The sequence below is a fragment of the Chlorobium sp. genome (assembly GCF_021740465.1).
Classification (GTDB): Bacteria; Bacteroidota; Chlorobiia; order Chlorobiales; family Chlorobiaceae; genus Chlorobium.
On record NZ_JAIOZR010000007.1, the window covers coordinates 70586 to 94358 of the forward strand.

Genomic DNA, 23773 nt, shown 5'->3' on the forward strand with positions numbered 1-23773 from the left:
GGAGGGAGCGCGCTTATCTACCGACAGTACACCCCTACGGGGTTTGAAAAGGCATGGAGGTTAAATCACGGCATGAGGCATCCCCTTTTCTCCCGAGTCCCACAGGGACGACATGCCGGCAGCACATGCAACTCATCCCCACCGGTCCCGACCTGTCGTTTAAAAAAGCAGCGACACAGGCGCTCGCTCCAAAGTAAACGTTGCCGTGGTTATGAACTTGCCCTCAACATACAGTCCCAAAATCAGCACCCCGGAAATGATTATCTTGAACAAAACATGAGAAGTAACGATGACGTAACAATGTTTTGAGCTACATTATTTCCTCAAAAAATAAGGTATTCGATGGAAGCAATAACTGGAGAAGACGATGAACGGGAGGCGCCTGAAACACGATATTATCACCACACAGGAGCAGCTCGCTGAATATGTCACGCTGACCGATGCAGAGAAAGAGGGAATCCGCAAGTGCAGGCCGATAATGCCGATGAAAATCACGAGGCATTATGCAGGGTTGCTGGATCGCGACAATCCTGACGATCCGCTCAGGAAGCTTGCCATTCCTTCGGTCGAAGAGCTGGTACGATACCCGGATGATGAAGCGGTGGATATTCATCGGGACGAGGCCAAATATCAGCCGGTTGAAGGAATCATCCACCGCTATCCGGGCAAGGTTTTGCTTATGTACACTACCGCCTGTTTTTCCCACTGCCGTTTTTGCTTCAGGTCGGAGAAAGTCGCTTCAACTCTTGATGGACGGCGGCTCGACAAGGCCATCGAGTATCTGCGAAAAAACGAATCGATCCGTGACGTGATCTTCACGGGCGGTGATCCGATGTACGGAAACCCCGATCGTCTGGAACACGCATTGTATGAAGTTCGCTGCATTCCCCATGTGGAAATCATCCGCATTACTACCCGTGCGCCCATATTCGCTCCGGAAATCTTTACCGATGAGTTGATCAGGATGCTCAGCTGGTTTAAACCCCTCGTCATGATCACCTCTTTTATTCATCCGCGAGAGTTGAGTGACGAGGTGTGCAGCGTGCTCGACCGACTTTCCGATGCCGGAATCGTGCTTCTCCAGCAGGGGCCAATACTCAAGGGCATCAACGACGATGTGGACACACTGAGAACGCTGTACGAAAAACTGGTTCAGCATCGCACTATGCCCTACTATGCGACCTGGGGCATCGTTTCTCCCGGCAACCGCCACTTCACGCTCGACGGCGAAAGCGCACGCAAGCTGATAAGGCAGCTGGAAAACACCACCTCCGGCTTCTGCATTCCGCATCTCAGCACCCTCGATCAGAACAATAACAAGACCCGCTCTATCGGATGAAGCGGCTATCGATAAGCCGTGCTTCCAGACAAACTTCGGCGTCAGGGTCTTTTTCCTCGACGCCAACTCCCTTTCCTGCTGCCGGGTCACAGAAATGCTTCCGTTATTCCCCTCTTCAACCAACACCTGCTCAATATTCACTCTAATCGGACTTGGGCTTTCATCGGGAGTTAACGGCAAAAACAAAAGAGTCCCGCCTCTTTCAGCACCTTCCTGAGGCGCAACATCAAATCCTTTCAGTGAATTATTTTTGAAAAGGCATGGGCGCAAATCCCGGCGCGAGAGCTATCCTCTTTTCTCCTCAGTCCCGTAGGGACGACATACCGGTAGCACAAGCAACCCATCCCCTGCCAGACTCTTGTGTCGAGCCTCATCCACCGCTACGTTTCAGGCAAAACCTCATCCTGAATCCCGAAGCCGAACGCATTGTTCAGGCAGTTTTCCGGATTACAAGGGAGACAATCAAGAAACAATTCCTCACTTTACAGTGCTTGCAAGTTATTCCAAAGATGTATGTTATGGTGATTTTTGATACGGATAGGCGTCCCGAATTCTCTCACGGGCCCCAAATCAAATTCACCGTCCACTCACTCCTATCTGATTACTCTTCTTTACATTACAGACATATTGTAGATATGGTTCAACATCCCAGATTTTTATCCATAAATTCCAGCGAACCTTGACACGACTTGCAATCCGTTGTCATCATTTATTGCTTATCAAAATTCCACTCAAAAGATCTTTTTAAATCAAGCGTCGCTCCCTGCCAATGGTTTCTTGTTACCTCAAAAGCCATACCCAACTTACCGTTAATATTTACCCTATGCATTCCTGATTGGCTGTCCAATATTTCTATATATATTTTGTTATTCCCAATATGCAAAATATATGTAAAATGATTATTAATTTTGTTACTTGTTAATAATCCCTTTCCATCATGCCTACCATAACTATTATCACTAGATAATGTTACATTTTTCTCCAGATCCATATAATTACACTCTTCGGCAATTGCAGCACCACTGCCTAAAATAACATTTAAAACAATTAAACTGTATTTTATCAGATTTTTCATTATTATTAATTTATTATATAATTTTTTCAAAAAACACTTAGAAGCAAGTATAATTTAATAATATTATGATTAACAAAAGCATATTTTTTATTATTTTATAGTATTTACCATAATACATTCAAATTTTACCAATCAACTACCCCGCCGCAAGCAGCGGGGTATGAATTCATAAGAAGATTATTCTTTCACGAAGCAAGCTTCGGGGAATTTGACCCTCAGTGATTAAAGGATTGATTATTTGCGCACCTAATTGATGAATGTTTATAGGGCTAAATCCAAACGCCTTCATAATCATGAATTCTACTTATTTACTGGAACCAAAAATATCGCCCTATAATTTCGCATACCTGTTTTAACTATACAAAAAACTTTAAAACACCCAGATAGCTTTCCGCTTTTTTCATTCCATTGCATTACATTACCACATCTTCCGATTATTATTTCTACATTTGGCCTGTTGTGACCACATTCTAGGAAATAGCTGTAAGTGATCCAGTTGGTTACGTATCCATCAAAAACTTACTGAACTCCTCGATATCCATATGTAATCATATCCAAACATTTTATGATTAAAATCAAACACACTACACCACCGAGATTACGGGCCATAAAGGAATCAAATGTTTTATCTTTTGGAAGAACACCAATATACTTAAATGGGCTAATAACACCCCTATTAGCCTACTCCTGTACAAATAAGGGCTGTAATTATACAGATAGTCACCACTGTCATGATTGGGAATTTTTATTCTACAAATACTTGCATTACTTTACGACAAGAAATACAACCTGTATATAAAGCATGCTTTGTTCAGTTTCAAATAGCTATTTTTTTTTAACAAGGCAGTCAAGCTCATCGAGGCCACCAAGATCTGTCGAAACGCTGCCCGTCACCTGTATTTTCTTTTACTGACGTTCCACGGTATTGCTTGTATGTTTCTGAAAGTTGTGGTTTTCAATTATCGCAGGTGGATATCGAAAGCCCTATCTTGTATCCAGATAAAGAAAGGATTGCAGATATGTTCTGGCCTATCAGGAAGCGGATACTCAGCCCATTCAGGATTACCTTGGGCACCGGAACATTCAGCACACAGTTATTTACACGTCTACGAATCCGGTGCGGCGTGATAAATTGTGACGAGAAACTCTGGTTTTATCCTGCGAACTTGCTGGATCATTGCATTTGAATTCCACCTAAAATTGTGCTAAGACGCGTTCCAAGTATGCACTGTTTTCTGTTATTTTTCTTATTACTTACCTCGATAAATAAAGCAGCAAGCTTTGGAGTTAAGTTAGAATTGAGTGTATCTGGAGAGATTCGGCCAACATCGATAATTGCGCCACCGCTGAAGCCGTGGAGATCCATCGATTTAATCTGATTTCCTGAACCATCGCAGGAATATTGTGTATCGTGATCGATTAGGATATGGTCGTGATCTGTGGCTATTTCTTCAAGAAAGTCAGTAGTTTTACCGAGGCTCGTATAGATACCAAGAGAGGGTTGTACTTTCGTGTCCTTGTACGAGTTAACCTTGTTTTTTGAATTAGGATATCCAAGACACGTATAGATTCTTCCATTGGTTTTCTCGATGGAACGGCTGATTTCATTTTCAGTAATAAATTTTGCACCAGAAAGCTTGGATATGATTTCAGAGTCCAAAGGCACTACAGCGAAATCAAAGTGATCTTTTTGTCGATCACCTTCTGGAGCAACAGTGATGAGCAGTTCTGATTGGAGCGCATCAAAGGTGTCAGCACCAAGGTACAGTGTCATCGAGGAATTCCAGTCAATTACATGAGCGGCAGTTACAAGGTAATGAATATCTTGTAACTGGAGAAAAATTGCTGACCCACTGTGCGTTGGATTTCCTTTGCTTGATACGCCATAAATCGTGCGCACTGCATTGCGAAAATGTGTAAGCGCTACTTCCGATGCTTCTATTATGCGTTCGCGAACGACTTCTTCTATGGATTTGATTATCATCACATAAATGATTTTCGTTCAATATTTCTTTAGTTAGTGATTAGCCAGATCAATCAACTACTTACAGGCATCAAGCACAGTTTCATATGCAATGATTTCATCGTCAAACGCGAAAAGACATATCTTGCACAAACGCTTAACAGGCCTTTTTGCAAACGAATCAAGTATAGTGATCCAAACCGAAAAGATATATGTGTTATTTTTCAAAAATTTTGAGCTTTATCCTAAATTGATTGCTGGCTCTTAGGGCAATCCTTCAGCAAAAACAATAACAACTATTTAAAAACCAGCCTTCTCACAGCACTCCCACGCGCATCAACTCTCTCCGCCTATTCGATTAATTTCTTCTCATCCTTACCCTTCCATGGCTCGGAGAAAGATTTTTTGGTCAGGATCGCGATTGACATTTGGCATACTATCGAGACCGATCATGAAATGTATCCTCTCTACGCCTTGAAAATCATGAATTAACGGCCAATCCATGCTTCCCTCCGCTCCTTGAGAATTCTTCTCTGATAAGGCACGAAATCCTCCTGATTATAAAGATGTTTGAGCAATAACTCGGCATAGAGCGAATTGCTGCCAACGATTCTTCGTCCTCCTGCAATGATCTGGCCAAGCAGAGGCTCTCCAACTGTTGACAGGTCGATCAGATCAACAGGGCGACCTAATGCTTCTGCAAGGTCGGAAATCAGTTTCATGGTTTCATCTGCGTCGAGCGGATGATCCGCACCGACCGCCAGATCGAGATCGCTTTCACTGTGAGCGGTACCTTTGGCCAATGAGCCAAACAACAGCGCCAAACGGATGGCGTTATGCCGTTCAAGCACTTTCCGGATCTGAATATCAATTGACTCGGTCGCCATGCGCTTATCTTCTGTTCCCATAATTCTCCACCTCCTCGATAACAAAGTATGACTACCTTTGAAATATATTCAATGCGCCTCACTCAATCAGTGCGTCGCGCATCACAACACAAAAAAAGCCAATCCCGCCTCATCAAATGATGTGGCTTTCCCCGTGCGTCAAGTCTCTATACTCGTAGCGTATAGCTTTATCGTTTTGAAGTTTTCAAAAACTTATACCAGCACAATACGGCTTACTACCCGCAAAACAGAATATTCTATTCTATGCTATTGCACTGCGTCCCGTACTCTCTCGTACTCCCTTATTCATTCATCGGCAGTTAACGGCAAAGACAAACGTTTTCTGCCTCTTTAAGCACTTTCCTAATGTGCAACACCAAATCCTTTCAGTGAATTATTTTTGAAAAGGCATGGACGCTAAATCCCGAGGCGGGAGACATCCTCTTTTCTCCTCAGTCCCGTAGGGACGGCATACCGGTAGCACAAACAACCCATCCCCTACCAGACTCTTGTGTCGAACCTCATCCACCGCTACGTTTCCGGGACAAAACGACCTCCTGAATCCCGAAGCCGAACGAATCGTTCAGGCAGTTTTCCGGAGTGCAAGGGCCACAAATAAGACATTTCGCATTTTCCGGCACGTGTAAACTATTCCACAAATGTATATCCGCAAGTCCCTAAGTATTGATAATAATTAAGAGCTCAGTGGAACATCCCGGAATTGCTCCAAGGCTATAATGAAAATCATTCAATGTTAATAGACTACCATGGGTTGAAGGTCGAATGCTTGATCCCATTTTTATCACAGACTTCATAAAGACTACGTAATGCTGAAGCATAGTCATCTTTATTGCGTATCCGACTAAACTTAGACTCAGTTAATTGAAAATCATTCTCAGTTAAGTAAGGACGAGCCGTAACGAGTATTTGCCTATAATGGGTAATTGCCGAATGGACGTAGCCATATTTGACGCCATTCATTACTTTCAAACTCACGGCGAATACAGCAAGAAAGACAAATGACCACACGAGAACTTTGAGCTTGACAAGCGATCGAAACAATTCTCGTTGTTGTTCATCTATTGTTGGTTTTTCAGCGATTGATACCGGGTTGCATTTCTCAACCTTACTTAGATTTTTCCGCATTTCATCCAACTCTGTTACTCGAATGGTCAACGATCTTAATTGCAGGAAAAAATGAAGCGCAATTAACAAGCATGCAGTGATATAGAGAACGTTGAGTTCGAAAAGGAGACTAAAGCTTGCCGATTCACTAAACCCTTGGGCAATTGATTGATAGCACGCATCTTTGAAACTTTGAGTTCCAAGAGTAGCGATATCAAGGAATAAATCCCGAGACAGCAATAATAAAGGTTTTGCCGCGTACTCCCACACAGCATTACCAATAATACTTAATGCTACTGCTACAATCAGAGCAATGACTTTCCTTTTTTCTAGATGTTTCAACACCTTCTGTGTATTCACTACCTATTTCCTATCTATGACAGACATTGATAATATCAAATACCCAACTTTTGATCCGCACCCTTATAAAACTCTCTTTAGTATTCTTACAAAAACATGCGAAACCAATATTTTTATAAGATAACCATCGACACAACCTATTAAATACCACTACATTTTTTACTTTATTTAGTTTTATCTTCATTTATAACAATCCATTTTAGCGGATTAAATAACTCACTACTTTCAATATAATACACAACATGTTCCCGCGGAATAATTATAGATTTTTTTTGCTGATCCAAAAAGAATATATATCTCGAGCTACTCGCTAGATAAAACAGTTTTCCTCTCGGCACCTCAGCTTTTCTCTCCAATACAACACTCAAACTATCTCCCATTCTCTTATAATCATTTACCGCATTCATAATTGACGAAAAAGTAGCCATATATAAAAGAATTGGATACAAAGCAAAAGGTATAATTGTATTTACAAGCAACTCTTTCTCTTTGCCAAAATACCAATATAATATATAAACTATAAGTATTAACAAAAAAAAAGGTAGTACCTCTCCAATAAATGCATTCCAGCCACCATACCAAACAGTTAAGAGCATAATAATCAAAGAATAAATCAAAACCACAAAAGCAAAAATATGATTTATTTTCATCACCTTTTCATACTTATCATTAATAATCTGATATTTTTCTTTAGCAATACGACATCTTTCACACGGATCCAAATAAATTGCATCTGACTCTCTTTTATCCCTCACAAACTCTAATTGAGCCAAAATCCCACCAAAAAAATATGGCACTATACCCCAGAGCACTAAAATTAAACAAAGAAAAATAACGCTAACACTTGACTCAAAATAATCGGAAACTAAAAAATATCTACCCACATCAATACCGAAGTACGAAAGAAAAAAATAATTATAAATAAAGCCAGATAAAAAAAATATAGACGTAAATATTGCAATTGATGCAACGACCAAATCAAGTATATTTTTCGGCTCTTTATGATTTTTCATATATATTTATACTTACTTAAAAAGAAATGCAATCAAATTTAAAAATCAACAGCTATTAAACACACGGCCTACTCCCCCGCATCTCCATGCGCCTCAACCCTCTCAGCCCACTCGATAACCTTCTTCTCATTCATACCCTCCCACGGCTCGACCTTGCCGCCGAGCGCCTGTTCTATGAATGCCTGTTCGATTTCAGTTTTGTCGGATGAAAAAACGTAGTCGTCGAGGGCTGCGTCGTCGTGGGGCTGGAATGCCCAGTACGCAACGCCCGGTTTGCCGTCGTTGAAGAGAAAAAGTTTTTCGTCGGGGTCGAGATCTTCGTTCTCTTCGAGCGATTCGTTCTCTTTCGATATATCCTTTATTTCCGCATAATGCTGCAGCGAGAACTCGATGGGGCCGAGCAGAGGGTCGTACACCCGGCAATCCACGGTGATCAGTCCTTCGTCCGTCAGGACATAGAGCGTGCGTCCGAACTGCGAGTATCCTCCGTCGACAAGGATCGGTGCCGCGATGGCTTTCAGGAGGTTAAGCGCTGTATTTCTGTCCATTTTTTGCACCAATAGGTTTCAGTGTTAACACTGTGCAAAATACGAATCAATTCACTCAATAATGTAACTATGGCGGTGAGGGCCTGACTGATTTTCAGAAAAGGTTTCCGGATGGTAAGTTGAAGGCATGAACAAGGGGAACAAAGCGAACATCGAGCTTACCGAAAACCGGGTTTTCGAGAAAACCGTTTTCGATGCAGAAAACCCGCTCTGCGGCGTGTACGAGGAGTGCCGTTTTCTCGGCTGCGGCTTCACCAACGCGGAGCTTTCGGGAGTGACCTTCAGGAACTGCACCTTCGAAGGGTGCGATTTCAGCCTGGCGAAGGTGAAAAACCTGAGCCTGCAGGAGGTGCTCTTCAGGGAGTGCAAGCTGCTCGGCGTGCAGTTCGGCGAGTGCAGGACCTTTCTTCTCGAACTGCGCTTCGAAAGCTGCATGATGAAGCTCACGACCTTTCTCAAGCTCAGCCTGAAAGAGACCGTGTTCAAAAACTGCGACCTTCAGGAGGCGGACTTCACCGAAGCCGATCTCACGGGAGCCTCTTTTGCCGGGAGCGACCTCCTGAAAGCCCTCTTTCACCACACGAACCTCGAAAAGGCGGATTTCCGCACGGCCTTCAACTACTCCATCAACCCCGAAGCCAACCGCCTCCGCAAAGCGTGCTTCACCCTGCCGGGGGTCGTCGGCCTGCTCGACACCTACGGCATCGAGATCGAGTAGGTTCGGCATCTGCGCTCTTCGCCGATGCACCTGGGGCCATGAAGGAGATTCCCGGCCCGTCGCAATCCTGAACCCGACCGACCGGCGATGACCCGGAAAACGGGGAAACAACCCCGATACGGGCTTTGTATCTCGGCAATAATCGTTATCCTGCAGGCTTCACCATGCACCTGCGCAGCCAACATAACCGGAGTTACCTCGCCATGTACCGTTCCGTCAACCGCATTGAAGTTCGCATCTGGAATCGCACCGTCGGAGCCGTTACCCTGGATGCCGCTTCGGGCTGCTGCATTTTCGGGTACGACCCCTCGTGGCAGGCCGGAGGCATCGAACTCGCACCGCTGACCATGCCGATCGCAGAGGCCGTCCACACCTTTCCGCTGCTCCCGGAAGCCGCCTTCATGCGCCTCCCCGGCCTGCTTGCCGATTCCATCCCCGAAGGGTTCGCCAGCAGGCTCATCGAGACCTATCTGGCAAAGGAGGGGCTCTCCCCCGAGGCGATCACGCCGCTTGACCGGCTCGCTTACATGGGCAGCAGCGGCATGGGCGCGCTGGAGTTCCGCCCTGTGCGCGGCCCGCGTTTTTCGAAACCGAAGGAACTGGAGATAGACCATCTGGTAGCCGCATCGAACGCGGCGCTTGCGGGAAATTTCCACAACGACCGTGAAACCGAAGCCGCAACAGCAAACCTCTTCCAGGTCGGCACGTCGGCCGGCGGCGAACAGCCGAAAGCCGTTATCTCGTGGAACGAGGAAACCGACGAGATCCGCTCGGGTCAACTGCCGGCCGGACCGGGCTTCGAGCACTGGATCATCAAACTCGACGGCGTTGGCGTGGAGGATGAAGCGGTAAACGACCGCTCTGCAGGACGCATAGAGTACGCCTATTCGATGATGGCAAAAGCGGCGGGCATTGCCATGACGGAGTGCTGCCTGCTCGAGGAGAACGGAAGGGCGCACTTCATGACCCGCCGCTTCGACCGCAGGGATGGCGAAAAACTGCATATGCAGAGCCTCTGCGCCCTGTGCCATCTCGACTTCACCCGGAGGGACGCCCACGATTACGACCGGTATTTCGAAACCGTCGGGGCGCTTAGGCTTCCGGAAACGGCCATGCAGGAGGCTTTCCGGCGTATGGTGTTCAACGTGCTTGCGGCCAACTGCGACGATCACACCCGGAAGCTCTCGTTCCTCATGGAGCCTGCCGGCAACTGGTCGCTCTCCCCGGCCTGCGGCCTGACGCACGCGTTCACCCCTTACGGAGAGTGGAAGTTCCGGCACCGGATGTCGGTCAACGGGAAGTTCAGCGATATTTCACGAGAGGATTTCGATATGGTCGGAAAGCGCTTCAGGGTTCCGTACCATGAAAGCATCCTTAGCGAAGTGGCCGAGGCCGTCGGGCGCTGGCCGGAGTTCGCCGCTGCCGCAAGGATTACGCCCGAAGCCGCGCTCCGCATCCGGCAGGATTTTTCAAACGTACTCGATGCCCTGCGAAATCCTTGAACATAAGGCCTGCGTCCGGGTTCGCGTCCATGCGAAGACGCCAGGAAGCACTGTTTGCCGGTGTGCATCCCCGGCCTTTCCCTCGATCCGTTGACGACAATAGCTCAACCGAAGCATGATGGATACATCTTTTTTCATGTTGCTGCCGGTTTTTCTGATCGCCGTGTTCGCCCTTTTGTGGATCGGAGTAAGCGCCCTGCTCTCGAAACTGAGCGGATGGTCGCTCCTTGCCGAACGGTTTAAGGGCGCCGAACCATCTACCGGAAAGCAGTTCCGTTTCGCTTCAGGGTTCATCAGGCGATTCAGGCTCTTACCGGTCAGCTACCGGAACTGCCTGTCAGTGACTCTTGACAGCAGAGGGGTGCATCTCGGCATCTTCTTCATCTTCCGCTTTCTCTCCCCGCCGCTTTTCATCCCCTGGAGGGCGATAGAGTCGGTCGGCGAACAGAAGCACCTGTTCGGAAAATACGGGGTTGTACACATAAAGGATTGCCCGGTCGTGCTGCTCATCGCGGGCGAGGCCGGAGAGCAGTTGAGAGCGGAGTACGCGAAGCTGGGTGGCGGATAAACGGGTTCTCACCCCTCCCTTAATGCAAAAGAGAGGGAATCCGTTTTGGCATCGGTTCAAATTTTGTCTTGATGGTATTCGAAATCCCCTTGATAGCATCTACCACCAAAAATACCCCCAAAAACATTGGCCTTTACAAAACCAATTCAGACAACATCAGACATAAAAACAAAAAAAGCCCTGTAAAATCAGGGCTTTTCGGACTACATAAGACAGCTGTAGACTGCTGTTTTGCGGAGAGGGAGGGATTGATTCGGGCCTTTCGACCCTCACCTCCTTCGGGGGCGGTCTCGCTTCCGCTCGCCGTCGAAACGGCTTGAGGCCGTTTTCGAACCCTCCTTTCGGGTTCTCACCCCTCCCATAATGCAAAAACCCCGCTGGTGCGGGGTTTGTTGCGGAGAGGGAGGGATTCGAACCCTCGGTAGCCCTTTACGAACTACGTCGGTTTAGCAAACCGGTGCCTTCAGCCACTCGGCCACCTCTCCTGAAAATGTTGTGCGGAGGATGAGGGACTCGAACCCCCATGGGCGTGAACCCGGCAGTTTTCAAGACTGCTGCCTTACCAATTAGGCTAATCCTCCAGCTATCCTGAAGAACAGGCATCAAAGATAGCGAATTGCGGGAAAAATGCCAGAGAAAAATAATACCGGATTTTTCCCCTGGGCTGTCGCCCTGCGCTACCGATACGCCGCTCCTCCGGAGCTGAAATTTCTTCCTGGCGGAGAGGGAGGGATTGATTCGGGCCTTTCGACCCTCACCCCCTTCGGGGGCGGTCTCGCTTCCTCTCGCCGTCGAAACGGCTTGAGGCCGTTTTCGAACCCGGTCGAGGGTTCTCACCCCTCCCTCTCATTGCCTTTCTCCGGCCTTTCACTCAGTACTCGGCACTCAGTACTTGACTCTGGTCTTCTGCGGAGAGGGAGGGATTGATTCGGGCTTTTCGCCCTCACCCCCGGATTGCCGGGGGCGGTCTCGCTTTCGCTCGCCGTCGAAACGGCCTGAAGCCGTTTTCGAACCCAGTCGAGGGTTCTCACCCTCCCTCTCTCCTGCCTTTTTCCCTTGTTCACTCAGCACTCGGCACTCATTGCTCGGTACTGATTTTCCTGGCGGAGAGGGAGGGATTCGAACCCTCGAGGGCTGTTACACCCTACCCGCTTTCCAGGCGAGCGCACTAGACCAACTATGCGACCTCTCCGTAATAAATGGCCTGTAATTTACATTCTCTTTTGACTTTTCAAAAACGCATTCCAGATAAAAATGCGGCTAAGCACCCTTTTTTATGGCGCTTGACGCCTCACCGGCAAATTTTCATGTGCGCTTTAACAGTGATTAACGTTGCCATAGTCCCGGCACTTTTCGTAAATTGGCAGATTCAATTCAGCAGCAAATCTAAACCTGCCTTACGATGACGAAAATCCTTTACGAAGCGCTCACGTTCGATGACGTACTCCTGATTCCGGCATATTCCAACATACTTCCCAAAGAGACCAGGGTTGCGACCCGCCTCACGAAATCCATAGAGCTGAGAATACCGCTCGTCAGTGCGGCCATGGACACCGTAACGGAGTCGCGACTGGCCATAGCGCTGGCCCGTTCCGGCGGCATCGGCATTATACACAAGAACCTCTCCATCGAAGAGCAGGCACGCGAAGTCGCCAAGGTGAAGCGCTACGAGAGCGGCATCATCCGCGATCCCTTCACCCTTTACGAAGACGCCACCATGCAGGATGCGCTCGATCTCATGCTGCGCCACTCCATTTCGGGCATTCCGGTCATCGAACAGCCTGCCTACGAGGGCGATCCGTCAAAGAAGCTCAAGGGGATCGTCACCAACCGCGACCTTCGCATCAAGCCATCGCTCGATGCCGGGATCGCGACCATCATGACCAGCAGGAATCTTATCACCGCAAGGGAGGATGTCGATCTCGAATCCGCAGAACAGATTCTGCTGAAAAACAAGATCGAAAAGCTCCTGATCGTCGATGACGAAAATAACCTGAAGGGACTCATCACCTTTAAGGACATCCAGACGCGCAAGCAGTTTCCCGACGCCTGCAAGGACAGCCAGGGCCACCTTCGGGTAGGCGCAGCGGTAGGCATCAGGGAAAACACGCTCGACAGGGTGAGGGCGCTGGTGGAGGCCGGAGTCGACGCGGTTGCTGTCGATACGGCTCACGGACACAGCCAGGCCGTTATCGATACGGTGAAAGCCATCAAGAAATCCTATCCGAAACTGCAGGTCATCGCCGGCAACGTGGCCACACCCGAAGCGGTGCGGGACCTCGTAGAGGCCGGTGCCGACTGCGTGAAGGTGGGCATAGGACCGGGCAGTATCTGCACGACCCGCATTGTTGCCGGCGTAGGCATGCCGCAGCTTACCGCAATCATGAACTGTGCCGAAGAAGCCGCCAAAACCGGTACGACGATCATCGCGGATGGAGGCATCAAATACAGCGGCGATATCGCCAAGGCTCTTGCAGCCGGAGCGGATTCGGTGATGATGGGCAGCATTTTCGCAGGTACCGACGAGAGCCCCGGCGAAACCATTCTCTACGAAGGCAGAAGGTTCAAGACCTACCGCGGCATGGGCTCGCTGGGCGCCATGTCGGAACCTGAAGGCAGCAGCGACCGCTACTTCCAGGACGCATCGAGCGAATCGAAAAAGTATGTTCCGGAAGGCATAGAGGGACGCATCCCGTCGAAAGGCAAACTCGACGAGGTGGTCTACCAGCTTATCGGAGGGCTGAAATCGGCCATGGGCTATTGCGGCGTGGGAACGGTAGGTGAGCTGAAAACGAATACGCAGTTCGTACGCATCACATCGGCCGGCCTGCGCGAAAGCCATCCGCACGACGTCAAGATCACCAAGGAGGCGCCGAACTATTCAACATCGATGTAACACAGGACACCTCTGTTTATTTGTTCCGAAGCCGATTGCTGTATTGTCCCGACAAAGTCGGAACTCCAGCCATCTTTCCCGACGGTGTCGGGATCCTCTCTGACAATAAATAGAGATGCCCGGCAGGAAAAACGCCGGAAACCCCCGGCAATAAACCGGGGTTTTCCGATAGCAGCAGCACTGTATCCGGCATTACCCACAGAAACAAGTACCATGCAGAGAGAGAACCGGTTCATACTCTTTACGTTGCTTTTCGCCCTGTTTCTGGGCGGATGCTCGGGATCCCGGGATTCCGGCCTGACGGAAATGCAGATAGAAAAACTGGTTCTTGCCGCCAGACCTAACACTCCCTCGCCGGACATCTGGGCAAAAGCCATAAAAGAGAGCCTCGAAGAGCTGGATCAGCCTGTCGACAAGGAGCATGTCTCTGCCGTGGTGGCCGTCATATCGCAGGTCAGCGGACTTTCGATCGCCCCCAGAAACACGAGAATGGCCGGCATCCTGCGAAAAAAGATAGAGGCTGCCGAATCGAACGAGGTTTTGCGCTTCATTATCGAAACCAGGCTGGATCAAAAGGCTTCGAACGGCAGAACATTCCGCGAAAACATCGATTCGGTTGCAAGCGAACTGGATTTCGAGCGCTGGTACGACGAATTCACTTCCGCGAGCATAACGAAGCCGATTCTTCTCGTACTCCGGAAGGATGCAAGCGATCTGGTTACCACGATCGGCTCGATGCAGGTGTCGGTGAAGTTCGCCGAAGAGTATCCGAAAAAGCCACAAAACGTCGGCTTCGGAAGCGTGCGCAGCATGCTCTACACCTGTAAAGGCGGAGTGTTCTACGGAACGGCCTATCTGCTCGGCTTCACACACGACTACGATGACTGGAAATATGTGTTCGCCGATTTCAACGCAGGCCATTACTCAAGCCGGAACGCCGGCTTCCAGAAAATGCTGGCGAAACTGACACACAGAACCGTCGTGCTTGACGGCGACCTGATGAGCTATGAAAACGGCCATATCGCCACGTCGGTTACCTATGACACCTTCACCGGTTTGCTGAAGAACAAAGGAGTGGAGTTCGACGAAGATCAGATCAGGAAGGATTTTTCGAAGGAGAAAAGCCGTGATTTCGAGAACACCTGGTCTTATAAGAAGATCACTGAAATGTACAAGCAAAAATTCGGACGCACGATCTATGCGGTACTGCCCGATATCCCCCTGAACAGTCCGAAATTCACCAGCAAAAACCTTTCCACGAAGTGGTTTGCCCAGCGCGTGAAGTCACGGTACAACCACTGCATGCACACAAGAATCTAAGCTGGAAGGTTTTGTCCTGATGGCCTCGTTCAACGTTTATCCAGCAAGAATCTGCCGGCTATGATCAGAGAAACACGCATCGCACTCTTCACTCTTTGTGCGCTCTTTTTCACCTTTATTCAGAGTGGTTGCTCTCGAAACGATACTTCCGGACTTGCCGAACAACAGATAGAGAAACTGGTTCTTGTGGCCACTCCAGGCCTTGATTCTCCCGACATATGGGCAAAAGCAATAAAAGAGAGCCTTCAGGAGATCGGCGTGCCTGTCAGCAAGGAAAATGCATGTGCCGTCATAGCTGTTATTGCTCAGGAAAGCGGCTTCAAAACCGTTCCGAAAACACCCGGCATGGGCAATATCCTGCGCAACAAACTGAAAAATGCCGGAAGCAACCCGATTGTCCGCTTTATCATCGATTCAAGACTTGATCAACCGGCAGCAAACGGGAAAACGTTCCGTGAAAACATCGATTCAATTGAAAGCGAGCGCGATGTAGAGCTGTGGTATAACGAATTTATCGCTGCTGATGTCACCAAGCCTATTCTTCAGGTGCTCGACAAGGATGTGGACGATCTTATCACCACAATCGGATCGATGCAGATATCGGTCAAATTTGCCGGGCATTACCCGAAAAAACCCGAAAACGTCGGGCATAACGATATCCGTAAAATCCTCTACACCTGCAAGGGCGGAGTATTCTACGGATCGGCTTATATGCTCGATTACAAACACAATTACGATGACTGGAAATATGTGTTCGCCGATTACAACGCGGGTCACTATGCTTGCCGGAACGTCGGCTTTCAGAACATGCTGGCAAATCTGACCCGTAAAAAAATCGTTACGGATGGCGACCTGCTCAGCTATAAAGATGGCCATGCAGCCTTTGGATCCACCTATGGCATCCTGATCGACTATCTGAAGGAGATGGGAATGGCTTTTAACGAAGAGGAGATCAAAAAGGATTTCCGAAAAGAAAAGAGCTCCGATTTCGAGAAAACCTTCTCATACAAAACGATTTCGGCGTTGCACAAATCGAAATTCGGCAGTACCATCTATGCAGGAATGCCGGAAATTCCCCTGAAAAGCGACAAGTTTTCCGGCAGGAACCTTTCCACGAAGTGGTTCGCAGACAAGGTGAAATCGCGCTTCGACCGCTGCATGCGCACGAAGTTGTAAAACAGTGCTGATCGTGCTGAACAGGTGCGGTCAGTGAACCGCCCCTGCCAGTGCAATAAAATCACCAAAAAAAAAGATATCAGGGGTTGAAAGGGCCAAAAGTCGTTTACAACTTATCTGGCGGAGCAGGTGCCGCTGTAGATCGTCGTGAGCACTTGGATAGCAAGGCGGATGGAGCGCAGAAACCGGAGCGTACACGAAGTACGTGAGGATTTCGAGCACCACCCAACGCAGCTATCCAAGTGTGCAACAGATGTACAGCGGCACCTCAATCACTCGTCGTCGGTCATCCCCTCAAGCCGATCCTCCAGATCGGCGTAGATCTCCTGCAGCTCGTTGATCATGCTCTCGTCGGCTTTCCACATGCCACGTCCGTGAGCTTCGAGCATGCGTCCCACGATGTTCTTGATGGCCTGGGGATTGAGCGTCGCAAGCCTTTCACGCATGTCGGGATCGAGCGCATAGGTCTCTGCGGTTTTCTTGTAGACCCAGTCGTCCACACTCTTGGTCACGGCATCCCATCCCAGCATGTAGGTCACCCGGTTGCTGATTTCCGTTGCGCCGCTGTGGCCATGCTTGAGCATGCCCTCGAACCATTTCGGATTAAGCAGCTTGGAGCGGTACTCAACGCGCAGCGACTTTTCGGCGTCGTCCACCTTGATGTCGGAGGTGAATGACTCGACGTAGTTGAGCTTCACATCGCTTGTGCGGGTGTTGCGGCGCCGAGCGGCAAGCTGCAGTGAACCTGACGAGGAGAAGTAGTGGTCGATATCGGAAATACCGAACTCCGTGGAATCGACCTGGTGCACCACCCGGTCGACCGAACCGAGCAGGTTCTTGAGAATTTCGGTCTCCTTCTCCCCTTTGCGGCCACCTCCGTAGGCGCTGCTGTTGCGGCGGATGAAAAGGTCGTCGAGGTCGCCTTCCGACTCCCAGGCGGAGTCTTCGATCATATCGTCTACATAGGTGCCGTAGGCTCCGGGCGACTGGGTGAACTGCCTGGCCGTGGCGCTGTCGAACTCCACGCCGGTGGCGAGAGCCTCGTCGACATGTTTTTTAACGTAGTTCATATCAATGGATTCGTCGGCTTTCGCGGCATCCTTGACCAGACGGTCGAGCTGGTCCATGAGAATGCCGAACGCGTCGCGGAAAATCGGGCTGAGCTGCATGAGCACGTCGATTCGCGGCCGTCCGAGCTTTTCAAGCGGCACCAGAGAGTAGTGGCTGATCTTGCCGGAACCGTCGTAGGAGGGTTCGCCTCCGAGCAGCCTGATGACAACAGCTACAGCCTCGCCCTTGGTTTTGATGGTATCGAGACCCCAGAGCACCTGTGCGATGGTTTCGGGGTAGTTGCCGTCGTTCTCTTCGAGATGCTTTTTGACGATGCTGTCTGCAATGAGGGTGCCCCTCTTGAAGGCCAGCTCAGAAGGAATTCTCCAGGGATCGATGGAATGGATGTTCCGCCCCGAAGGGAGCACGTTCATGCCGTCGCGCACCAGGTCGCCGCCGGGGCCTGAAGGAATGTAGCGGCCGCGAAGCACCTTCATGAGCGATTCCATCTCTCCGGTATTGTCTCGAAGCGCATGGAGTAGCTGCGAACCTTCGCTGGTCAGGCGCTCGATGAGGGGCATATACTCGGCGGAAAGCTGGGTACCGCCGGTTATCGAGGCGAACGTCGAAGAAGCGTTTTTCCGGTCAAAGAGCACCTGCTGCACGAAATCCCGGCAGGCCTGCTCCACCCACTCGCGCAGGCGGATCGCCTCTTCATCGCCCTTTCTGGACCGACCGGTTAGCTCCTCGTAGCTCCGGTAGTGCCCGTTCCTGCCGGAAGAGGTCATGAGGATATAGGGCAGGGTTTTGCCGTCCTCTCCGCGGTTCTTGAGGGTTTCGGTAATGGTGATGATCTGCGATTCCAGCGGACTCGCCTCGCCGAACACATGCAGGGAGTTTGAAATCAGCCGGTTCTCGAGCTCCGAAATATAGATGTAGAGCCTGCTGACGTAATCGCCGAATCCTTCGCCTTCACGGCGGGGACAATCGTCGGTAAGGTTGAGCAGTTCGGCTTTCTGCATGATTGCCTCCTCCATGCCGGATCTGTCGTCGTTGCCGTCGGATGAGATGGCAAGATTGCGTTCACGGAAATCCGTGAGCAGGTCCTTGAGCGCGGGAAGCTCCTTGTAGAGGCCTGCGCGTGAGAGCGGCGGAACCACATGCGACACCATGGTTGCCAGCCCCCTGCGTTTGGCAATCGAGGATTCGCTGGGGTTGTTGACCGGATAGATGTAGATGTGCGGTACTTCGCCGAGCAGCGCATCGGGCCAGCAATCACCGGTCAGGCCGGTCTGCAGGCCCGGCATCCATTCGACCGATCCGTGCATGCCCACATGCACCATGGCGTGCGCCTGAAACTCGCGGCTGATCCAGCGATAGAAGGCTATATACTGGTGGTGCGGAGTGTTTGCCTTGTCGAAAAGCAGGCGCATGGGATCGCCCTGGACGCCGATTCTCGGCTGAACGCCGATAAAGATGTTGCCGAATCGTATGCCGCCGACAAACACCTCCTCGGTGCCGATCGGCACGATTTCACCGGGAAATCCCTGCCAGCGCTCCTCGATGCGTTCGCGCTCACGGGCAGAGGTCAGCTCCCTGAACTTCTCGTAATTGATCTTCACGGCGTCTGGACGCTGCTGCTGTATCTGGTAGTCGGTCGCACGGTCAAGCGCATGGAAAAGCTCGTCGGGGCTTTCGGGAAGCTGCCCGACGTTGTACCCTTCCTTTTTAAGACGCTGCAGGATGACGAAAAGCGTTCTCGGTACATCGAGCAATGCTGCACTGGCTTTCTTGCCGAGACCCGGAGGATAGTCGTACACGACAAAGGCAAGTTTTTTATCCCGATTTGACGCTTCCCGCAGACGGAGCCACTGCTTGACGAGCAGGGCAAGCCGCTCGAGGCGTTCCGGAACCGTTTCGATCTTGCCGTCTTTGAGCGCTCCGAGTATGACCGGGCATATCGCTCCGTCCATTTCCGGAATGGAGTAGGTGAAGGTGATCTGCATGGGAGAAACGCCGTAATCCTGCCATGACTCGAACTCCTGTGTCAGAAGCGGCTGCGCCACCATATAGGGCGCATCGAGTTTCGACATGATCTCCTGACGGGCCTCGGAGGCGGTTCCGGGCTTGGTGGAACCTGCAGGACCGCCTACAAGGCCGAATCCCATCATGTTCAGGAGCAGGTCCAGATTCTCCCTGAGCAGCCAGTCCCTGACCAGCACGTGCCCCTCGACACCCATCACGAAAGCGGGATAGACATGGATGCCGTGTTTCTCGAGCACACGGATCGTATTGTCGATATAGGTTTTTTCCTGAATGAGATGCTTGCGGAAGAACAGAACGCCTATTTTCTGGCCTTTGTCGAAGTTGACGCCGCGTTTCTTCGACCAGTTCTTGAAGCTCCTGACATCCTTGAAGTAAGCCGGGGCGTCGGGGTGGTAGAGCCCCATGTTCGGCACGTCTACAATGGCGCCTACCGTAACCGGCTCGTTGTAGTATTCACGCAGGATCAGCCGGAACATGTTGGCGATGTTCTCGGGAGTCGGCTGCATCCAGTAGGAGTAGACCGTCAGCCAGTTTTTGAAGTCCTTCGCCTTGCTGGGCACGAGCGGCAGAATGGTGCGCATGATCTTCATGAGCTTCATGTAGCCGTAGAGGGCATCCTCGTCGCGCCCCTTGACCAGCATCTTGGCCACCTTTTTGACCATGTCCGGCATGCCTGCCTTCCCGTCGCCGACTGCATAGTTGCCGACTTTGGTAAGCGACATGGCTTCTGGCATCGATTCGAATACGAAAATCGTTTTATCGGGCTTGCCCTGATCGAGCTGCAGCTTGAACCAGTCGACCTGCTCCTTGAACTGGATCATGCTCATGAAAACGCAGTCCGCATCCTGAATGGCCGCAGCCGCTGCAGGGGTCTGCTTTTCAAGATCGACATCGCTCAGTTGGGTAAGTTCGGCTTCGTTCTGGAGAAGCCCCGTGATTTTTTTCCAAAGACCGGCATTGTACTGCTCAAGCCCTACAATAGCGGCAATTTTGCGGCGAGTTGACATGATGTGACTGATAGGTGAGCATTAGACGAAAAATTCTGTTTTCGCACTGAAACGTGAGCATCTAATGTAATTCGAAGGCTAATCATTCCTTAATGCCTCCCGTATAAACAAGATACACAGGAGGCACAAGAAAAACTAAAAACTGAGGGCGGCTTCGACAATCTGTTCCGCCTTGGCATTGGGAAGGTAGAAGTAACGGCCTCCGAGTTTCTGGGCAAGTTTGGGAGCCTCGCCCCTCGAAAGGTAGTTCATCTGGGTATCCACCACAATAGCCGCGATTCCGTCAGCGCAAATGGAACCGGAGAGCGCTTCGATCTCTTTTTCAAGCTCCTCCTTGGAGGGCTTGGCCGCTTCGGGATCGAATGCCGACTGCAGGCCGATATTGCCGCGCCCATCGGTAATGAGCACGAACATGATCTGGGAAATACCTTTGGTACGCGCCTGCTTGGCGGTTTCCCATCCGAGATAGAGCGCCGAGGCAAGCGGAGTACCGCCACCGGTCGGCAGCACGTCAAGCTCGCGTTTGGCGCGGTCCACGCTCTGCGACGGAGGCAGGAGCACCTGGGCCTGTTTGCCGCGGAAGGAGATCAGCGAAACCTGGTCGCGATGCACGTAGGCATTCTGCAGCAGGCTTGCCACAGCGCCCTTGGCCTGCCGCATGCGGTTGAGCGCCATGGATCCGGATGCATCGACCATGAAGATGAAAAGCGTACCCGATTTGTCACGGAACCGCTTGATCTTGACATCGTCCTTGCTGATGATGAGCGCGGTTTTCGGCCGTCCGGCCATTTTCTTGTCGCGCTTGCGGGTCTCCTGCCACGGAGCGGCGGAAATGAGCGTCGGTATAAGGGCGACCTTACCGCTACGCATTTCGCCGGGCTGAGCCCGCACGAAACGGCCGCGCCGGTTGTTGAGCGCTTCACCCCTGCTGCCGGACTTGCTTTTCTTCTTGGAGGCAAGCGAAATATTGAGAATGTTGTCGGGCAGTTCGGTTTCGATGGCGTCCATCATGAGCTCCTCGATCATGTCGGGAGTATCCTTCTGCTCCTCGTCGGATTCGGCATCCGAATCGGGAGTGTCGGCCGGAGCCTCCTCGTCCTCGGCTTCGGGCTCTTCCTGTGGCGGCGGTTCCTCCTGAGGCGGCATATCGTCGACGTCGGGCTCCCTTTCGGGCATGCGCGTGGCGCGGGGAATCAGCACGATTTTGATGGCGAGCTTCATATCCTCCTCCTCGACATCGGTGCGCTGGGCAAGCGCTGCACTTGCAAGCGCAGCCCGAACGGTGAAGATGTCGGACCGGTTTCCCTCGACCCCGAGGCTGAGCGCGGTCTGGATGAGCGCTTTTACCTGATCGCCGGTGATGGAAACGTGCGGAAGCTGCTCCCTTGCGGCCTGAATAAGGCCTTTGAGCATGTTCAGTTCATCCTGCGTGTCCTCCGCATCCCGTTTGCCGAGCACGGTATTGACGATTTTCTTGCGCGCCCTGAAATCGTTCTGGGCGGTGAACGGCACGATGATGCCGATCCGGTCGAGCAGTCCCATGCGCACTTCGCCGTCGCTCGGGTCGTAAGTGCCGACCAGCATGAAGTTGGCCGGGTGCACCTCGCTGAGGCCCTCGCGTTCGACGAGCACTTCACCCCGCGACATGGCGTCCATGATGTGCGACACTGCGGAACTGTCGAGCAGGCTGAGCGAGTCGACATAGAGTACGCCGCCATGGGCTTTGGAGAGCACCCCGTGCTGAACGACGCGAACGCCGGATGCAAGGGTAGCTTCGAGATCGACACCGCCGATCAGGCGGTCTTCGGTTACATTCAGAGGAAGCTCGACAAAAGGAGTCCCTTCAGGAAGGATGCCCGAAAATGCACGGGCAAGCGTTGACTTTCCGGAACCGACCGCCGAGGGAATAACCACCCCTCCGAGTGAAGGATCGACGGCCAGCAGCATCAGCGCCTGCTTGGCCAGATCCATTCCAACTATATCGGTAAAAGCTATCATTATACTGCTTCCGCTTCTCCAAGGACTTTTGCGAGTTCACGTTCGATTTTTTCACCTGCGTCGAGAGTTTCAAGCGGGTCCTTGCGCAGACGGTGCCGGAGACAGAGTCCCGCAATTTCCCTGACATGCTTCATGGTCACCTCCTTGTCGCCGAGGAAAGCCGCGTAGGCATGGGCCGTACGGGTAATGGTGAGTTCGCCGCGGTGACCGTCGATGCCGAGGTTCATGCAGAGCCTTGCGATATCGGTCAGTACGCTGTCGTTCATGCTCACCTGGGGAAGCAGATCCTTGGCCTGCTGGATCTTTTTCTGGAGCTTCAGCTGTTCGCGGTTGTATTTCTTCATGAAGGCGTCCGGATCCTCGTCGAAATCGCGGCGGCGCTTGACGATATCGACGCGTTTGGCGACGTCGAGAATGGTGATGATGCGGGCATGCAAACCGAAACGGTCGAGCAGCTGGGGACGGAGCTCACCCTCTTCGGGGTTGCCGGAACCGACAAGCACGAAACGGGCCGGATGTCGGATGCTGATACCTTCGCGTTCGACGACGTTCTTGCCGCTGGCGGCCACGTCGAGCAGCACGTCGACCAGGTGATCGTCAAGCAGGTTGACCTCGTCGATGTAGAGGAAGCCGCGGTTCGCCTGGGCGAGCAGTCCGGGCTCGAAAGCCTTGACGCCGCTGGTGAGCGCCTGTTCGATATCGATGGTGCCGCAAACGCGGTCTTCGGTGGCGCCGAGAGGAAGATCGACGACAGGAACCGGAATTTTTTCGATTTTGATGGCTGCCGGATCGATTGCCTTGCGGCCCTTTCTGGCGTCCTCGCCTTCAAGGTACTGCTCGGGAGTGCGGTTGTAGATATCGTCCTTGACCCTGTCGATAAAGGGAAGCACTTCGGCAAGAGCCCTTACGGTGGTACTTTTTCCGGTACCCCTGTGGCCCATGACCAGCACGCCCCCGATCCTCGGATCGATAATATTGAGAATCAGACTGAGTTTCATTTCCTCCTGACCGACGATGGCCGTAAACGGAAATGCCAGGCCTGACTTCTTTTTGCCAGCAGGCTTCGTAGCCTTCTTCGGTTCCTGGGTTGCCGGCGCATCCGAACCTGTTTTTGCCCTGGCTGCGGCACTCTTTTTTGCAGCTGTTTCAGTCTGAGTCATAATTGATCTTTTGGTTGTTACT

At 51.1% G+C, this 23773-nt stretch carries 16 protein-coding genes, 3 tRNA genes and 1 pseudogene; 8 read left to right on the top strand and 12 right to left on the bottom strand.

The genetic code is table 11. The features are described from left to right. Window positions 1-367: 367 nt before the first annotated feature. Window positions 368-1339: a KamA family radical SAM protein gene (locus K9G39_RS05005; protein WP_292003840.1), complete on the top strand. Its 972-nt coding sequence runs from the start codon at window positions 368-370 to the stop codon at window positions 1337-1339. A 709-nt stretch (window positions 1340-2048) separates the two neighbouring features. Here K9G39_RS05005 and K9G39_RS05010 read toward each other — a convergent pair. Then, entirely contained in the window at window positions 2049-2414 is a 366-nt protein-coding gene (locus K9G39_RS05010; RefSeq protein ID WP_292003841.1) for a hypothetical protein, read from the bottom strand. 1012 nt (window positions 2415-3426) lie between these two features. Between K9G39_RS05010 and K9G39_RS11155 the strand changes: the two are divergent. After that, a pseudogene (locus tag K9G39_RS11155) lies at window positions 3427-3552 on the top strand (recombinase); the annotation flags it as partial. 36 nt (window positions 3553-3588) lie between these two features. Here K9G39_RS11155 and K9G39_RS05015 read toward each other — a convergent pair. The 5 genes from K9G39_RS05015 to K9G39_RS05035 form a co-directional block, all read right to left on the bottom strand. Further along, window positions 3589-4401, bottom strand: a complete 813-nt coding sequence (locus tag K9G39_RS05015; RefSeq protein WP_292003842.1) for a hypothetical protein — start codon at window positions 4399-4401, stop codon at window positions 3589-3591. Window positions 4402-4865: 464 nt separating this feature from the next. After that, window positions 4866-5264 (bottom strand): nucleotidyltransferase domain-containing protein, encoded by a 399-nt coding sequence (locus K9G39_RS05020; protein WP_292003843.1) that lies wholly within the window; start codon window positions 5262-5264, stop codon window positions 4866-4868. A gap of 762 nt (window positions 5265-6026) precedes the next feature. Next, window positions 6027-6749, bottom strand: a complete 723-nt coding sequence (locus K9G39_RS05025; RefSeq protein WP_292003844.1) for a hypothetical protein — start codon at window positions 6747-6749, stop codon at window positions 6027-6029. A gap of 164 nt (window positions 6750-6913) precedes the next feature. Further along, window positions 6914-7762 (bottom strand): hypothetical protein, encoded by an 849-nt coding sequence (locus K9G39_RS05030; protein ID WP_292003845.1) that lies wholly within the window; start codon window positions 7760-7762, stop codon window positions 6914-6916. Between the two features lie 68 nt (window positions 7763-7830). Then, window positions 7831-8310 (bottom strand): hypothetical protein, encoded by a 480-nt coding sequence (locus K9G39_RS05035; protein WP_292003846.1) that lies wholly within the window; start codon window positions 8308-8310, stop codon window positions 7831-7833. Between the two features lie 127 nt (window positions 8311-8437). Between K9G39_RS05035 and K9G39_RS05040 the strand changes: the two genes are divergently transcribed. From K9G39_RS05040 to K9G39_RS05050, 3 genes are all read left to right on the top strand, one after another. Continuing rightward, window positions 8438-9028 (top strand): pentapeptide repeat-containing protein, encoded by a 591-nt coding sequence (locus K9G39_RS05040; protein ID WP_292003847.1) that lies wholly within the window; start codon window positions 8438-8440, stop codon window positions 9026-9028. Window positions 9029-9231: 203 nt separating this feature from the next. Beyond that, window positions 9232-10530, top strand: a complete 1299-nt coding sequence (locus tag K9G39_RS05045) for a type II toxin-antitoxin system HipA family toxin (protein WP_292003848.1) — start codon at window positions 9232-9234, stop codon at window positions 10528-10530. A gap of 115 nt (window positions 10531-10645) precedes the next feature. Continuing rightward, entirely contained in the window at window positions 10646-11098 is a 453-nt protein-coding gene (locus K9G39_RS05050; protein ID WP_292003849.1) for a hypothetical protein, read from the top strand. Between the two features lie 395 nt (window positions 11099-11493). On the opposite strand, the gene K9G39_RS05055 is transcribed toward K9G39_RS05050, so the two are convergent. The 3 genes from K9G39_RS05055 to K9G39_RS05065 all read right to left on the bottom strand — a co-directional run bounded on the left by K9G39_RS05055 (window position 11494) and on the right by K9G39_RS05065 (window position 12290). Next, a tRNA-Ser gene (locus K9G39_RS05055) sits at window positions 11494-11583 on the bottom strand. A gap of 13 nt (window positions 11584-11596) precedes the next feature. After that, window positions 11597-11679, bottom strand: a tRNA-Ser gene (locus K9G39_RS05060). Between the two features lie 520 nt (window positions 11680-12199). After that, a tRNA-Ser gene (locus tag K9G39_RS05065) sits at window positions 12200-12290 on the bottom strand. 210 nt (window positions 12291-12500) lie between these two features. Here K9G39_RS05065 and guaB point away from each other — a divergent pair. The 3 genes from guaB (at window position 12501) to K9G39_RS05080 (ending at window position 16490) form a co-directional block, all read left to right on the top strand. Beyond that, entirely contained in the window at window positions 12501-13994 is a 1494-nt protein-coding gene (gene guaB / locus K9G39_RS05070; RefSeq protein WP_292003850.1) for an IMP dehydrogenase, read from the top strand. A gap of 213 nt (window positions 13995-14207) precedes the next feature. Next, complete coding sequence (locus tag K9G39_RS05075) at window positions 14208-15314, top strand: DUF1615 family protein (RefSeq protein WP_292003851.1); 1107 nt, start codon at window positions 14208-14210, stop codon at window positions 15312-15314. Window positions 15315-15374: 60 nt separating this feature from the next. Further along, window positions 15375-16490 carry a DUF1615 family protein gene (locus K9G39_RS05080; protein ID WP_292003852.1) on the top strand — a complete coding sequence of 372 codons (1116 nt, stop codon included), beginning with the start codon at window positions 15375-15377 and terminating at the stop codon, window positions 16488-16490. Between the two features lie 272 nt (window positions 16491-16762). Here K9G39_RS05080 and bchH read toward each other — a convergent pair whose 3' ends face one another. The 3 genes from bchH to bchI all read right to left on the bottom strand — a co-directional run bounded on the left by bchH (window position 16763) and on the right by bchI (window position 23751). Next, on the bottom strand, window positions 16763-20593 hold the full coding sequence (gene bchH, locus K9G39_RS05085) for a magnesium chelatase subunit H (RefSeq protein WP_292003853.1): 3831 nt from the start codon (window positions 20591-20593) through the stop codon (window positions 16763-16765). 135 nt (window positions 20594-20728) lie between these two features. After that, window positions 20729-22591, bottom strand: coding sequence for a magnesium chelatase ATPase subunit D (gene bchD / locus K9G39_RS05090; protein WP_292003854.1), 1863 nt, complete (start codon window positions 22589-22591; stop codon window positions 20729-20731). Beyond that, window positions 22591-23751 carry a magnesium chelatase ATPase subunit I gene (bchI, locus tag K9G39_RS05095; RefSeq protein WP_292003855.1) on the bottom strand — a complete coding sequence of 387 codons (1161 nt, stop codon included), beginning with the start codon at window positions 23749-23751 and terminating at the stop codon, window positions 22591-22593. The genes bchD and bchI overlap by 1 nt, the downstream gene beginning before the upstream one ends. Window positions 23752-23773: the final 22 nt, after the last annotated feature.